Origin of the sequence: Winogradskyella sp. (assembly GCF_025210595.1) — a bacterium.
In the GTDB taxonomy this organism is placed as follows: Bacteria; Bacteroidota; Bacteroidia; order Flavobacteriales; family Flavobacteriaceae; genus Winogradskyella.
Window position 1 is genome coordinate 1 of sequence record NZ_JAOARH010000137.1, and the last position, 15,254, is coordinate 15,254.

Sequence of the window (15,254 nt, forward strand, 5' to 3'; positions counted from 1 at the left end):
GCTAATTGTTTCTGGTGCTTAATGATTTTTAAAAGATAAAATAAACAGCTAACAATTCCTAGAACAAGAAGCATTGACAGAATTAAGCCAAGTGTACTTCTTTTGAATGTTTCTAAGACAGGATGTTCAAAGTTTAAAATTACGCTCTCGCCATTCTTTAGATATGTAGATGCTGCATTTTTTTTCAAGCCATAGGTTGGCTGTTTTGTTGATTTAGATGAAAATAAAGTGTCTTTATTGACCAAATGATGTAGATAATAATCACTCTTAATGCCTTTGTTATTTAATTCTGAAATTAGGAGACTGTCTAGTTTTTTGTAATCTAAAGAATCTTGTTGAAAAGCAACAAAAATGGTAGATAAACCTTGAATTAGTTTTAGACTATCGCTTGCTTTTTTACCCCAAAAAACAGTATTTTTTTCTACAATACTACTATCTCTAGTGAAAGTAAGTGCAGATGATTTGTCATTTGATAATTGTGTAAATTTAGCGGATTTAATTTTTTTACTGATAGTGTCAATTTGATTAATAATAGAATCATTTTCATCAAAAAGTTTTGATATAAATTTTTCGTCTAAACTATCGATGTTATAAAAATCATCACTGTCTATTGAAAAAGCAGAGATGCTAAACTCTTGGTTTATAGTGTCCTTGGTTTTAAAAGGCACTGTGGTAGAATCAATTTCTTCATTGTTGAAATTAGTGCACTCGTCGTAACTTCTAACAAGAGTAAAGTAATTTTCTTTAGATAGTTGTGAATAATAATTTTCAACAGCTTTATCTAAACTCAATTGAATATCATTCATTACTTGCTGATTGTTTTGCTGGTAATTATGATAATTCCAATATGCCTGAATGCCAATAGTAATAACTATTACTGTTGTAATTGTGTATAAAATCCATTGGTAGCGTTTATCATTCATACTCCAAAAGTAAATGTTACAATTTAGTTCAGCGAATCGGTTAACACACGTTAACACTAGTTAACTATATAGGATGAATTTTGTGTTCATATTTGTATCATAAATAATTTGCAGAATATGAAAAAATCAGTTTTTATAGCCATTCTTTTTTTGTCTTTTTTCTCTTGCAAAGAAAAGCAAGATGATGTAGTAAAGGGTCAATTAACAGATTCAATTAAAAGAGCGCTAATAACTGAGTTAAACGAAATGAAAGCAAATGATCAAAAAAACAGATCATACATTTCTCTCGGAACTTTTAATGAAAACTTAATTGATAGCGTCAATAAGCTTTCTATTAAAGATCTTATAAGTTTTAAGCAATCTTATAGATCTGAAATTTCTAAAGCACAAGAAGATTCTCTTTGGAGTATTCAAAACAAAATAGATTTAAATAATACTAATCGGCTTTATGATATAATAAAACAGTATGGATGGGTCAATAAGACAATGTTAGATTCTATAGTAGATCCAATGATTTTTTTGTTTCATACACCAATGGAGACCATAGATAAAATGCAAACTTTACTTTTAGAAGAGGTCAATGCAAAACGATTAGAACCAATTAAGTATGCTACTTATGTAGATAACATGAGGAAAAAAGCATATGGAAAAAATCAACTTTATGGAACAGGTGATGAATTTGATCCAAAAACAAATACGATTGTTCCACCTTTTATTGAAGATGTTGAAAACACAAATTTAGAACGTATTAAGATAGGATTAGCTAAGCTAAAGAAAGGCGAATACAGAACCAGTAAATAATAAAAACAATAATTAAATTTTAAAATTATCAATCAAATGGCAACAATTATTAGAGTTTTAGTTTTGACATTATCAATGGTATTTTCTGCTGTTGGTGCTCAAGACTTTCAAGGAGTGGCGACTTACAAAACGCAACGAAAAATCGATATTAAGATGGATAGTACAAGTAATCCTGATGTGTCAAAAGAAATGCATGCTAAGATGATGGAAATGATGAAAAAGCAATTTCAGAAAACTTTTATTCTAACTTTTAATAAAGAAGAATCAATTTATAAGCAAGAGGTAGAGTTAGATAAACCAAATGTTGGTTTAGGAGGTAGCATTCAAATTGTTACCATAGGAGATGGTGGTGGATCTGATGTGCTTTATAAGAACACAAAAGAACAGCGTTATGCCGAACAAGTAGATACCTACGGAAAAATCTTTTTAGTAAAAGACCATATTGAAAAAATAGATTGGAAACTAGGTTCGGAAACCAAGTACATTGGCGAATATCCTTGCTATAAGGCGACGTATACTAAGATGGTTCCAAAGACAATAACTATATCTAGTGAAGATGGTGGAGATAATGATTTTGATACTGAGCCAGAACTAGAAGAAAGTATAGTAACGGCATGGTATACACCACAAATTCCTATAAATAATGGTCCAGACGATTATCAAGGGTTGCCAGGCTTAATTTTAGAAGTGCATGATGGAGATTTAACCGTTATATGTAGTAAAATTGTATTGAATCCAAAAGAGAAGGTTGAAATTACTGAACCTACTAAAGGTAAGGAGGTTAATCAAGAAAAATACGAAGCCATTATGGAAAAGAAAGCAAAAGAAATGATGGAGCGTTACAGACCTAAAAAGGGAGATAGAAACGATGGTAATAGCTTTAGTATTTCTATCGGTGGATAAAGCATTAACACAAGTTTAACGCAAGTTAGTTTTACATTTATCATCTAAAGAAGTCTAAACCAATATTAAAATGATTAAATTTTAATTGTCATAATTTAACTATCAGAATTAAAAAATTAACTTTAGTCATCAAATACCAAACTTTTAAGATGAAAAAGACACTTCTAACATTCTCATTATTATTTGCATTTCATTTCGCTTCAGGAAGCTTAGTTGCTCAGCAAGATTTTCAAGGTAAAGCCTATTACATGTCCAAAACTACTATGGATTTAGATGAATGGGGAGGACGAGAAATGAGCCCAGAGCAAAAAAAGCGTATCCAAGAGCGTATGAAAAGTTTTCTCGAAAAAGAATACATCTTAACGTTTAATAAAGAAGAGTCTATTTATAAAGAGGATGAGAAGTTAGAAACACCAGGAACTGGAAGGGGTTGGGGAAGTTTTGCAAGCAGTTTTACAGGTGGTCCAAAATATAAAAATGTAAAATCTCAAGAGTTATTACAAGACCAGGAGTTTTTTGGGAAACAGTTTTTAATCAAAGATGAGTTAAAAGCTCTAGAATGGAAAATGGGCACTGAAACCAAAAAAATTGGTCAGTATACTTGTTTTAAAGCTACCGCTACAAAAACTGTAGATGAATTTGATTGGAGAAGTATGAGACGACGTGGTAGAGGAAGAGACGCTAAAGATAAAAAAGAGGGAGGGAAAACTAATGATTCTATAAAAAAGGATAATGATCCTATGAGCGAAATTGAGGTGCCAAAAACCATAGAGGTCGTGGCTTGGTATACACCACAAATACCTGTCAATCAAGGGCCAGACGATTATTGGGGTTTGCCAGGTTTAATCTTAGAGGTTAATGCAGATAAAACAACTATTTTATGTACTAAGATAGTTATGAATCCAGAAGAAAAGGAGCAGATAGAAAAACCTAAAAAAGGTGATGAGGTTACTAAAACAGAGTATAATGAGATTATTACTAAGAAAATGAACGAAATGCGTGAGATGTACGGAGGTCGTAGAGGTGGTCGTTCTGGTGGAGGTAGAGGAAGAAGACATTAAAAACTTAATTATTCTACACTCATGAAGATCTTATTCATGAGCATATTAGTTAATCAATCAAAAGAAAATAATTAAAACATGAAAAAATTATTAATACTACTATGCATTGTAGTAGCAGGCAATTCTTTTGCTCAAATTAAAATGCAAGGAGTTGTAAAGGATAGTATAGGTGCTCCCTTAGAATTAGCAAATGTAATAGCAATTAATCAAGAAACTAACGGACTTGAGTCTTATGCTATAACCAATGATAAAGGAAAATATATCTTGTCTCTGGGTAAAAATGGTAAATATAAATTACAAGTAAGTTATATTGGCTTAAAGACTCATGAAGAGGTTGTTACCACAACAGAAAAAGACATCATAAAAGATTTTAATTTGTTGCCAGATAATTCTCTTGATGCTGTTGAGCTTACCTACGAAATGCCAGTAACAATAAAAGGAGACACTTTAGTCTATAATGCAGATTCTTTTAAAAATGGGTCGGAGCGAAAACTAGAAGATGTTTTAGAAAAGTTACCTGGTGTAGAAATTAATGATGATGGACAGATAGAGGTTGAAGGAAAAACAGTCTCTAAAATTATGGTAGAAGGTAAAGATTTTTTTGATGGTGATACCAAATTAGCAACAAAGAATATTCCTTCAAATGCGGTAGATAAAGTACAGGTGTTACGTAATTATGCTGAGGTTGGTCAATTAAGTGGTGTGCAGAATAATCAAGATAATGTAGCTATTAACATTAAACTTAAAGAAGGTAAAAAGAACTTTTGGTTTGGAGATGTTACCGCAGGTGTTGGTACTGCACCTTCACCAAATGACGAGTTGTATTTAGTACAACCAAAATTATTTTATTACAGTCCAAAATACAGTATCAACATTATTGGAGATATGAATAATATTGGTGAAGTTGCCTTAACTAATAGAGATTTGAGAGGTTTTGGTGGTGGATTTAGATTGCCTAGTAGAACAAGTGGTACCAGTATTAATCTAGGTAATAATGGCCTTGGTGGTTTAACCAGTATTGCTAATTCGCAAGAAGTAGTTACTAAGTTAGGATCTGCAAATTTTAGTTACTCACCAAATAAAGCTTTAGACCTTAGTGGATTTTTAATATACAATAGCAGTCGTTTAAGAACTAGAGAAGAAAGTTTCTTCGATTACATCGAAGTAGAAGATGATCCTAGCACACCAATAGATGAATCTACTAGTATTCCACCAGATGAGGAAACTGTGTCTACAGGTACAGAAGCCACTAATCAATTTATAGCTAAGTTGAGTGCTTCGTATAAGCCAAACGTTAATAATCAGTTAGATTATGATGTTTTGGCACGTACATCAGATGACGAAGAACGACAAAACCTGTTTTCTTCTGTGGTAGGAAATACAAACCAACTAGATAAGGTAAATCCTTATAGTATCAATCAAAACCTTAATTATTATTACACTTTAAATGAAAATAACATCTTTGCTTTAGAGGTGCAACATTTATTAAAGGATGAAGATCCATTTTATAATGCGTTATTGGTTAATGATCCAACAAATAATAATGATGCCTTTGATAATACAGCAGATGGATTAGGTTTAGATTTAGATCAAATGAGTTATGATGTTAACCAAGAAAGGCGTGTTAAGAGCAACCAATTAGATGCTAAATTAGATTACTATAATATTTTGAACTCTAAAAGTAATATTAACCTAACGTTAGGAACTATATTTAGCAATCAAAGGTTTAATTCTAATATTTTTCAATTTTTAGATGATGGTACACGTATAGATCCAACACCATCAGTTACGGATTTAGAAGGTAATGTATTGTCTGCTGAAAATGACGATGTAGAATATAAGTTTAGTGATGTGTATTTAGGTGTGCATTACCGTTTTAAAACTGGTAAATTCACCTTTACGCCTGGTGTGTCTTTTCATGCTTATAGTAATCAAAATACGCAAGGAGGTGATACTTATAAAGATAATTTCTTTAATGTATTACCAGATTTTGAAATGCGTATTCAGTTTAAAAAGAGTGAAGCCTTACAGTTTAACTATAATATGACTAATACTTTTACAGATGTCACCAATATTGCTGAAGGTTTAGTGCTTAATAATTATAATAGCATTCAATTTGGTGATCCTGAATTGCAAAATGCTTTATCTCATAATTTTAGGTTATTCTATAATAGTTTTAACCTCTTTAATTATACCAACGTATTTGCAGGCTTAAATTATAGTATAAATGAAGATCAAATTAGATCCTTAACCGATTTTGAAAGCGTTATAAGAACTAGTACTTACTTCAACTCTCAATTTGCAGATGAGAATGCTTCACTATTTGGTAGAGTAGAGCGTACTTTTGGGAAGTTTAGAGCACGTTTAGGAGCTAATTTTAATTATAGTAAGTTAAACCAGTTTGTTCAAGGAAGACAATCTTTAAATGAGAGTTTTACACAATCGTATTCGCCAGAGTTGCGTACTAATTTTAGAGAAGCACCAAATGTAAGATTGCGTTATAGATATACGGTTAGAGATAACGAACAAGGGAGTAATACTACAAAGTTTATTACGAGAGCACCATCTATAGAGTTTGATGCTTACATCTGGGATGCTTTAACTTTTGTTACTGAGTTTACTTATAATGAGCAAGAAAGTAATGGGCAAACAGAAATATTTAAAACTTGGGATGCATCTTTACGTTATAGAAAAGATAGAGATGCCAACTGGGAGTATTCTTTAAGAGCTTCAAACTTATTAGATATCGATTCTAATATTAGCAATGGCGCTGGTACTATTTCGGTATTTAGTTCAGAGACCTTTATTCAACCACGCTTTATTACGTTTAGGATGACTTATACATTATAAAAAAAGAGCCTTCTCTATTTTCACTACGTTTAGTGACTAGAGAAGGTCTTTTTACCCTAACTTAATTAATTATCTCTTAGCACATGTACAACACCAGTGATGGTATGTGGATTACCATCCCAATCCTCATAAGAACCACTAAAGTTAATATCTATATATTCACCAACGTCGCCTAAAGCAGTTAGATTGTATGTGATGTTATTGTTTTCATTTGAAACACTAAGGCATTCGCCAATAAAAAATCCTGTGTCATTTGTTCCCATATCAAAAATATAGTTGTTATAAGTCCCTAAATAATTAGTGTCATTTAAAATTCCATACATATAATAACAATTTTCCTGATCATTACTAGACGCAAAAATGTCTATGGTAGGACCATTGGTATTAGGGCTATTTATATAAAAACTAACTGAAATATTTTCGAAAATAATAACACTATCTCCATCATCTATAGTGTATTCTATAAATTCCGTTACTGTATTACAAGCCGTTATTGTTCCGATATCTGTTGAAGGTGACGTAAATGTATAACTAATACTATCTGTGGTTTGTAAGTTGGTATAATCACTACCTTCTACAGAGAACGTATTGTTATCTGAACATCTTAACAGGTTGATTTCAAAATCACCATTTGTTACAGCATCAGTAAACGTTTGGTTTCCATAGGTTAATTGAACATAACCATTAGTTACTGAGTTGCCATCACAAGTATTAAACGTACCGACAACCGTCTCTTGAATAACGTCAGGATTATCAGGTATAATAACTGTAATGTTAGAGTCAGTATTAAAAGGACCAATAGATTCAGTATGCAAAGGAGTATCTCCGCATAAATTATAACTGTAAACGTTAAGTACTAAACTCTCATTGCTTGGTACATAGCCACATGCTTCACCATTATCATTTGTATATCCACTTCTTGTTCCAAAAGTTGCACTAGTAATGGTTATGTTTAAGTTGTTTAATACGTTATTGTTTTCATCTGTAGCAGTCACACAAAGGGTAATTGCTTCTGCTGGAATATCACAGTTCCAAAAGCTAAAATGAGAAACTGTACCAACATACATATTACCTTGAAGCGTCGCAAAACCTTCTTCTTTCCAGTAACCGTTAGTTTCGTCAAAATACCAAAGCGGAATTGTTGCTGGTGCTATACTCATTAAACTAGCATCTACAGGAATTTTAATTTCTGAGGTTGAGCCATCAGCTAAATTTAAATCTTCACCTCCAGAACCTCTAAGCTCAACAGCAAGCATGCCTAAAGTTTGAAGCATACGTTCTGCACCATCTTCATTTTCGGCATAAAGCATTCCTGGCATTTGCATTGCCATATCCTCATCTGCTGGATCTAAATGGTGCATAATAACATCTACAGAGCCTGTATAAGTAGAACCATCTTCTTTAATAAAGTTGCCATCAAAACTTACAGAACTACCATTGTTAGCTGTTACTGTATCTGAACTTCCACTATTTACAGAACCCGTAACGGTTGCGTCTAGCATCATAATGGTGACTTTGTTTGTGCCATTAGAAGGAACGACACTTCGAGATGCGTGAATATAACCAGTTTTTTCAGCTTTAATATAGCCAAAACGCTCACTGACTGGTACATTATTTATAATGAAAATACCATTACTATCAGTCATAGCTGTTTCATTACCTATAGTTATTGTTACACCTTCAATAGGATTATGGTTTTTGTCGATAACATTACCAATAAAATCTCTTGAGATTTCATTACCAAAATATTCAGAGAAGGTGTCTGGGATATTTTCTTGTTGCTCTCCGTTGTTGTTGGAGTTATCATCATCATTTTGGCAAGCAGTAACCATTAACAATGAAAGTAAAAGCATTAAAATAAGATTTGGGAATTTTTTAATTCTTTTCATAAGTAAGTGATTTAGTTAAAAGAAAGTCTCTTAAAGACATTGTGTAGATAGAACAATTAAAATTCTGAAATTCCTACCTTTATTTAAAATAAAAAAGAGGTCTAAAATAACTACTTTTAGACCTCTTTTATGTGTTAAAGACTATGTTTTCTATATGTCAAAAGCAGCTTTTACTTTATCTACATAATCTAATTTTTCCCAAGTAAATAATTCTACATCTATAGTTTTACTATCGCCATTTGGTTGCGTAAAGGTCTTAGAAACTACTTCGTTTTGTCTTCCCATATGACCATAAGCAGCAGTTTCGCTATACATTGGTTGGCGTAATTTTAAACGACTTTCAATGGCAGCTGGTCGCATGTCAAAAATTTCAGAAACTTTTGCTGCAATTTCACCATCAGTCATGTTAAACGGACAAGTGCCGTAAGTGTCAATAAAAATTCCCATAGGTTCAACAACACCAATCGCATAACTCACTTGTACTAATACTTCATTACAAACACCAGCAGCTACTAAATTTTTAGCAATATGACGTGTGGCATAAGCAGCACTTCTATCTACCTTACTAGGATCTTTTCCTGAGAAAGCACCTCCACCATGAGCGCCTTTTCCACCATAGGTGTCCACAATAATTTTACGTCCTGTTAATCCTGTGTCACCATGAGGTCCACCAATCACAAATTTCCCTGTTGGGTTGATATGGTATTTGATGTCATCATTAAATAGGGCTTGAATACCTTCTGGTAATTGTGCAACAACTCTTGGAATTAAAACCTCTATGATGTCTTTTCTAATTTGAGCTAACATGGTCTCATCATCCCCAAAATCATCATGTTGAGTGGATACGACTATCGCATCAATACGTTGTGGTACATTATCATCACTATATTCAATAGTCACCTGACTTTTAGAATCTGGTCTTAAATATTTAATATCTTTATTTTCTCTACGTAAAGCCGCTAGTTCTATCAAAATACGATGCGATAAATCTAAGGCTAAAGGCATAAAGTTTTCAGTTTCTCGAGACGCGTAACCAAACATCATTCCTTGGTCACCAGCACCTTGTTCTTCTTTAGAAGCTCTATCTACACCACGATTGATGTCTTCTGATTGTTCATGGATTGCAGATAATACACCACAAGAATTCCCATCAAACATATATTCACCTTTGGTATAACCAATTTTATTAATGGTTTCTCTGGCAATTTTTTGTACATCTAAATAAGTTTTAGATTTTACTTCTCCAGCCAATACCACTTGTCCTGTAGTTACTAAAGTTTCACAAGCTACTTTTGAGTCTTGATCAAAAGCTAAAAAGTTATCAATTAATGCGTCACTAATTTGATCCGCAACTTTATCTGGGTGTCCTTCAGATACACTCTCTGAAGTAAATAAATATGACATAAGTCTCTATTTTGGTTTTTTAAAAATAAGAAAATTTGAATTGCTTGGTCGCTAAAGAAGTCGGTTAATTACTGCTTTAGCATTTTTTTATAAGGTTGCAATCAGACAAATTTTTCCTTTATAAACAAGTCCACAAAAGTAGAAAATTTAATTTAAACCCTTTTTACATTTTTAATTAATTAGTTAATTCGTTTTACTTAGCTTTTTTACTGTTTTAAAAAGTTAATATCTCCTTGTTTAGAGTTGATTATTTTTAATTCTGGCACTGTTTTTTTTGATTTTTTTCACATTAAAAGATTAAATTAATCGATATTTTTGTACTCAATTTCTTTTCCCTTTTTTACTCTGATTTATTTCAGAAAAAAGTTCTTTAAAAAACATAAAATAGCATTAAGCTAAATTAGGATTGGAATACTAAATTTCTAAATGAAAAACTATGCTTTTTAATAAAGTAGGTTTTGGTAAATATTAATAAGAAATATGATAAAATTAGATATAGATTTTTGGAACAAAGAATTAAGAAATAATACACCAGATGAAATTATAAATTGGACATTAAGTTTATCAAATAATAGAATAGTTACAACAAGTTTTGGTGTTTATTCTGCTGTTTTATTAAGTACTATGTCTAAGCACGATAAAGATATAAGAGTAGTGTGGTGCGATACTTTGTTTAATAGTTCTAGTACATACGATCATGCATCTAATTTAATAAACACTTATGGGCTTAATATTTTAAAGTATCACTCTGTATTAAGTAAAGAAGAGATTGAGAACACTATTGGTTTGCCAACGTTAGAAGACGATAATCATGAGCATTTTTCTGAGGTTGTAAAACTAGAACCTTTTAAAAGAGCGTTAAAAGAGCAAGATCCTGAGGTTTGGTTCACCAACATTAGAGTTAGACAGACAGAATACAGAGATAAGAAAGATATTTTAAGTTATAGTAAAGAAGGTATTCTTAAAGTAAGTCCATTTTATTACTGGACCGATAAGGAATTAGATGCCTATATTTCTGAGCATCAATTACCAAAAAACTTAGATTATTTCGATCCTATAAAAGCACTTCAGAATAGAGAGTGTGGTATACATTTAGTGTAATTAAAACCGTGTAAAAAGCATAACACTTATTTAGGCTTAACTTAACAATGGTTTTATGTTTGAATTTAATATTTGTATTGAATTTAAAACATCAATTAATCATGAAATTAATCAAAGAGAATAAATCTGAATTTAGATTTGCAGTAAAATTGTTATTGATAACTGTGGTATCTTTAGTAGCAACATTGTTTATTTAATTATTCTATTACTTTTGCTGGTAACTTTTTATTTATGAGGTACTGGCTTACCGTTTTTACATTTTTTTTAGGGTTATCATTGTTTTCTCAAAACAATGATAAGTCAGATTCATATTTCGATTTAAATTATTTTTCTGGCAATATTGCACTTCATAATAATGATATTCTTCATTTAATAAAAGGTCATCCAAATGGTGTTATTTTAAGTTGGAATAAAAAAACCTTTGGAGACCAATCTTGGCAACAACGTTATAACTATCCAGATTATGGTATTTCTTTCATTTATCAAGATTTAAAGAATGACGTTTTAGGAAAAAATTATGGGCTCTTTGCGCATTATAATTTTTACTTTTTTAAACGTAATTTAATGTTGCGTATTGGTCAAGGGCTATCCTATAATACTAATCCTTATGATAAAGTAAAAAATCATAAGAATGTAGCTTTTGGCTCACACATATTAAGCGCAACTTATCTGATGTTGAATTACAAAAAAGAACGTCTTTTTAACCGATTTGGTATGCAAACAGGTTTGTCGTTCATTCATTATTCTAATGCAAACGTAAAAGCACCAAACACAAGTGTTAATACAATTGCGTTTAATTTAGGGTTAATATATAGTTTAGATGATGAAGATTCAGAATATATTAATGATTTGGATGATGAAAAATTCTCTGAACGAATTAAATATAATATTGCATTTAGAAGCGGAATTAACCAAAGCGATGTTATAGGTAGTGGTCAGTTTCCGTTTTATATTTTTTCGGCCTATGCAGATAAACGATTAAGTCATGTTAGTGCCATACAGTTTGGTGCAGATGTCTTTTTCTCTAATTTTTTAAAGGAATTAATATACTACCAATCGGTTTCTTATCCTGAGTTAGATGTGTCTGGTGATGAAGATTACAAGCGCGTAGGCTTATTTGTGGGTCATGAGCTGTTTATTAATAAAATATCTATAGAGACGCAATTGGGTTATTATGTGTATTATCCTTTTGATTTTGAAGGGAGAACATATATGAGAATAGGCCTAAAGCGTTATTTTGGAAAGAAATTTTTCGGAGCAATGACCCTAAAGTCTCATGGAGCAAAGGCAGAAGCTGTTGAATTTGGAATTGGAGTAAGGTTATGAAAAAAACGATTTACATACTCATACTATTAATTTTTGCTTGCAATAGCGAAGATGCCAATGATTGTTTTCAAACTACAGGAACAATTATTCAAGAAGAGGCTGAAGTATCTAATTTTGAAAAAATAATTGTCAATAGAGGTGTGGAATTAATTATTACAAAGACTTCAGAATATAAAGTAATCATTGAAACAGGTGAAAATTTAATAAACGATGTAAAAGCTGAAGTTGTAGATAATCAATTAGTACTTACAGATGATAACAACTGTAACTATGTAAGAGATTATGGTAATACAAAAGTTTATGTAGAAGCTCCTAATCTAACAGAAATAATAAACTCATCGCAATACGAAGTATCTTCAAACGGTGTATTGTCGTATCAAAGTTTGCGTTTATTGTCAGAAGATTATAACCAAGATGTTGACTTTACAGTTGGTGATTTTAGGTTGTCTGTTAATAGTGAAAATTTAGAAATCTTGTCTAATAATATTTCGTCATTTTATATAGATGGAGCTACAGAAAACTTGTTTGTTGGTTTCTTTGCAGGTTCTGGCCGTTTTGAAGGAGAACATTTAGCAGCTCAACATATTGAACTAAGTCATAGAGGAAGTAATGATATGATTGTAAATCCTATTCAATCTTTAACAGGAATAATCCGCGGAACTGGAGATGTTATTGCGGTAAACGAACCGCCTTTAATAGATGTAGAACGTATTTATACAGGGCAGTTGTTTTTTGAATGATGAGAAAATCTAAATGTAACATTTATTTCTATTCATATATTCAATAATATTATATTCGTTAATATGAAAAAGATTCCAATTATTTTAGCTGTTTTATTTTTTTGCAGTACTCTTTTTTTAGTTTATGCTTTCGTTTTTAGAGGACGTGTAGTTAAGTCCGATGATCATAGAATAGCAATTCAATTATCAAAAGAGAATAAAGATTTTGCACTTAAGGAAATGAGAAGTTTTTTAGTAAGTGTACAACAAATAAATGAAGGTATAATCTATAAGGATGCAGATGCTATCTATAAAGCAGCTAAGGAGTCTGGAGGTAAAGCAGTTAATCATGCTCCAAAAGGAATCATGGCTAGCTTACCTATAGAATTTAAAAAATTAGGATTTAGTGTACATGATCAATTTGATATTATTGCAGATAGTATTTTGAAATATAAAAATTTCAATACAACTCATAGACAACTTAATACTATGCTAAAATCTTGTATCGTATGTCATAACACTTTTAAGTTTGTAGATGAGAGCAAAAACAGTAATTAGACGTTTGTCAATTCTCTAAATAGACTTTCTAAACTTGCATTTTTTTGATTAAGTTGTAGAATTTTTAATTCGTTGTCGTGGGCAAAATCAAATACATAAGAGCGCATATCTTCTTTAGTAGAAAAGGTGATTTCGTAAACAAAGCCATAAGTGTTTTTTACAGAAGCTACATTAGGCAATCTTAATAAAAAAGCATCTTCAACTCTATAGTCAAACTCAACAATAACTACTTGTTCTTGTCCTTCTCTTAAGTCTTTTAGGTATTTGTCAGCAACAACTTCACCCTTATTAATTATTATTACACGATCGCACATGGCTTCTACCTCTTGCATAATGTGTGTAGATAGAAAAACTGTTTTTTCTTTGCCAATAGTTTTTATAAGACTTCTTATTTCTATTAACTGATTTGGATCTAAACCTGTAGTGGGTTCGTCTAAGATTAACACTTCAGGATTATGTAACAAAGCATTGGCTAAACCTACACGTTGTCTGTACCCTTTAGATAATTGACCAATTTTTTTATGAGCCTCTGGTGTAAGACCAGTTAATTCAATAACCTTATTTATTCTAGACTTAGAAGTACCATAAACATTAGCATTAAAATTTAGATATTCTCTAACATATAAGTCAGTGTAAAGCGGATTGTGTTCTGGTAAATAACCAACACTTTTCTGTACATTCTTTTTTTCTGAAGTTACATCAAAATTGTTAACATTTGCAGAGCCTTCAGATGCTTCAATATAAGTAGTTAAAATTTTCATCATTGTAGATTTGCCAGCTCCATTTGGGCCAAGAAAACCAACAATTTCGGCATCGTTTACTTTAAAAGAGATATTATTAAGCGCTTTTTGATCTTTATATAATTTTGAAATGTTTTTAACTTCTATAGACATAGTAGAAAATGTTTACTCAAAAATAAGTATTAAATAATAGTATTGAGTATTTATTGTTGAATCCTTAAAACTGTAATATTAAATTTAAAAAGATTTGTTCACAATTTTGATTTGTAAAAATATTAATTACTTTAGCTAAATATAAATTAATGATACATACATCAAAAACATATTATAACTGGTTTTATTTCTTTTTAACAGAAAGAGACGAGGCTTAGTATGTTTTAATTAAAATATAATTTTTTTAAAGTCTCGATTTTGTCGAGACTTTTTTTTGCTCAAACCTTTTTAAAATGAAAATAAGTTTTGAATAAGTCTATTGCCATACAAGGAATAAGAGGGTCATTTCATCACCAAGTGGCTCAAGAATACTTCAATCCAAAAATTGAGGTTGTTGAGTGTATGTCTTTTGATGGCTCTGTAGATAAGTTGGTAAATGGAAAAACAGATACTATAGTGATGGCTTTATTGCAATGTAAGATGTTTCTAAAAAAATATCCGCATATAAAACTAGTAGAGGCTAAAGATACTGCAGATGTTGCGAAGCAGATTTTTGAAGAAAAGAAAAGAGGAATTGCTGCAATTGCAAGCAAAAATGCAGCAAAAATGTATCAGTTAAATATATTGGCAGAAGGAATACAGATCATAAAGCATAATGAAACACGCTTTGTTATTGTTAAGCGTCAAAATCATCAAGTTGAACGAAAAGGACTTAATAAGGCTTCTTTAAAATTTGAATTAGATCATAAACGTGGTAGCTTAGCTACAATACTCAACGTTATGAGTGATTGCAAATTAAACCTAACCAAAATACAGTCTTTACCAA

Annotated in this window: 12 protein-coding genes and 1 pseudogene; 9 read left to right on the top strand and 4 right to left on the bottom strand. The window is 31.2% G+C overall.

Annotated features, from left to right (window positions below; all coding sequences use genetic code 11):
* Positions 1 to 923 (bottom strand): annotated as a pseudogene (locus tag N4A42_RS13460) (hypothetical protein); the annotation flags it as partial.
* 117 nt (positions 924 to 1,040) lie between these two features.
* Between N4A42_RS13460 and N4A42_RS13465 the strand changes: the two are divergent.
* The 4 genes from N4A42_RS13465 (at position 1,041) to N4A42_RS13480 (ending at position 6,538) form a co-directional block, all read left to right on the top strand.
* Positions 1,041 to 1,724 carry a hypothetical protein gene (locus tag N4A42_RS13465; protein WP_294075002.1) on the top strand — a complete coding sequence of 228 codons (684 nt, stop codon included), beginning with the start codon at positions 1,041 to 1,043 and terminating at the stop codon, positions 1,722 to 1,724.
* Positions 1,725 to 1,760: 36 nt separating this feature from the next.
* Positions 1,761 to 2,627, top strand: a complete 867-nt coding sequence (locus N4A42_RS13470) for a GLPGLI family protein (RefSeq protein ID WP_294075005.1) — start codon at positions 1,761 to 1,763, stop codon at positions 2,625 to 2,627.
* Between the two features lie 149 nt (positions 2,628 to 2,776).
* Positions 2,777 to 3,688: a GLPGLI family protein gene (locus tag N4A42_RS13475; RefSeq protein ID WP_294075007.1), complete on the top strand. Its 912-nt coding sequence runs from the start codon at positions 2,777 to 2,779 to the stop codon at positions 3,686 to 3,688.
* Positions 3,689 to 3,766: 78 nt separating this feature from the next.
* Complete coding sequence (locus N4A42_RS13480) at positions 3,767 to 6,538, top strand: TonB-dependent receptor (RefSeq protein WP_294075011.1); 2,772 nt, start codon at positions 3,767 to 3,769, stop codon at positions 6,536 to 6,538.
* A gap of 65 nt (positions 6,539 to 6,603) precedes the next feature.
* Here N4A42_RS13480 and N4A42_RS13485 read toward each other — a convergent pair whose 3' ends face one another.
* Together N4A42_RS13485 and metK are read right to left on the bottom strand one after the other, a co-directional pair.
* Positions 6,604 to 8,427 (bottom strand): hypothetical protein, encoded by a 1,824-nt coding sequence (locus tag N4A42_RS13485; protein ID WP_294075013.1) that lies wholly within the window; start codon positions 8,425 to 8,427, stop codon positions 6,604 to 6,606.
* A 150-nt stretch (positions 8,428 to 8,577) separates the two neighbouring features.
* On the bottom strand, positions 8,578 to 9,831 hold the full coding sequence (metK, locus tag N4A42_RS13490; RefSeq protein WP_294075016.1) for a methionine adenosyltransferase: 1,254 nt from the start codon (positions 9,829 to 9,831) through the stop codon (positions 8,578 to 8,580).
* 480 nt (positions 9,832 to 10,311) lie between these two features.
* On the opposite strand from metK, the gene N4A42_RS13495 reads away from it, so the two are divergent.
* From N4A42_RS13495 to N4A42_RS13510, 4 genes are all read left to right on the top strand, one after another.
* Positions 10,312 to 10,932, top strand: coding sequence for a phosphoadenosine phosphosulfate reductase family protein (locus N4A42_RS13495; RefSeq protein WP_294075019.1), 621 nt, complete (start codon positions 10,312 to 10,314; stop codon positions 10,930 to 10,932).
* Positions 10,933 to 11,163: 231 nt separating this feature from the next.
* The gene (locus N4A42_RS13500) at positions 11,164 to 12,258 is read left to right on the top strand and encodes an acyloxyacyl hydrolase (protein ID WP_294075021.1); all 1,095 of its coding nucleotides are present in this window, start codon (positions 11,164 to 11,166) and stop codon (positions 12,256 to 12,258) included.
* A complete protein-coding gene (locus tag N4A42_RS13505) occupies positions 12,255 to 12,998 on the top strand; it encodes a head GIN domain-containing protein (RefSeq protein ID WP_294075024.1) in 744 nt (247 codons plus the stop codon). The genes N4A42_RS13500 and N4A42_RS13505 overlap by 4 nt, the downstream gene beginning before the upstream one ends.
* Before the next feature lie 63 nt (positions 12,999 to 13,061).
* Complete coding sequence (locus tag N4A42_RS13510; protein WP_294075027.1) at positions 13,062 to 13,535, top strand: hypothetical protein; 474 nt, start codon at positions 13,062 to 13,064, stop codon at positions 13,533 to 13,535.
* On the opposite strand, the gene gldA is transcribed toward N4A42_RS13510, so the two are convergent.
* On the bottom strand, positions 13,532 to 14,428 hold the full coding sequence (gldA, locus tag N4A42_RS13515; RefSeq protein ID WP_294075031.1) for a gliding motility-associated ABC transporter ATP-binding subunit GldA: 897 nt from the start codon (positions 14,426 to 14,428) through the stop codon (positions 13,532 to 13,534). The two genes, N4A42_RS13510 and gldA, sit on opposite strands and share 4 nt — an antisense overlap.
* Positions 14,429 to 14,734: 306 nt before the next feature.
* Here gldA and N4A42_RS13520 point away from each other — a divergent pair.
* On the top strand, positions 14,735 to 15,254 hold a 520-nt coding region (locus tag N4A42_RS13520; protein ID WP_294075034.1), incomplete at its 3' end, for a prephenate dehydratase domain-containing protein.

Excerpts from the sequence above, each read along its gene's own strand:
- N4A42_RS13465 (WP_294075002.1), top strand. The coding sequence starts at position 1,041 with ATGAAAAAATCAGTTTTTATAGCCATTCTTTTTTTGTCTTTTTTCTCT.
- N4A42_RS13470 (WP_294075005.1), top strand. The coding sequence starts at position 1,761 with ATGGCAACAATTATTAGAGTTTTAGTTTTGACATTATCAATGGTATTT.
- N4A42_RS13475 (WP_294075007.1), top strand. The coding sequence starts at position 2,777 with ATGAAAAAGACACTTCTAACATTCTCATTATTATTTGCATTTCATTTC.
- N4A42_RS13480 (WP_294075011.1), top strand. The coding sequence starts at position 3,767 with ATGAAAAAATTATTAATACTACTATGCATTGTAGTAGCAGGCAATTCT.
- N4A42_RS13485 (WP_294075013.1), bottom strand. The coding sequence starts at position 8,427 with ATGAAAAGAATTAAAAAATTCCCAAATCTTATTTTAATGCTTTTACTT.
- metK (WP_294075016.1), bottom strand. The coding sequence starts at position 9,831 with ATGTCATATTTATTTACTTCAGAGAGTGTATCTGAAGGACACCCAGAT.
- N4A42_RS13495 (WP_294075019.1), top strand. The coding sequence starts at position 10,312 with ATGATAAAATTAGATATAGATTTTTGGAACAAAGAATTAAGAAATAAT.
- N4A42_RS13500 (WP_294075021.1), top strand. The coding sequence starts at position 11,164 with ATGAGGTACTGGCTTACCGTTTTTACATTTTTTTTAGGGTTATCATTG.
- N4A42_RS13505 (WP_294075024.1), top strand. The coding sequence starts at position 12,255 with ATGAAAAAAACGATTTACATACTCATACTATTAATTTTTGCTTGCAAT.
- N4A42_RS13510 (WP_294075027.1), top strand. The coding sequence starts at position 13,062 with ATGAAAAAGATTCCAATTATTTTAGCTGTTTTATTTTTTTGCAGTACT.
- gldA (WP_294075031.1), bottom strand. The coding sequence starts at position 14,428 with ATGTCTATAGAAGTTAAAAACATTTCAAAATTATATAAAGATCAAAAA.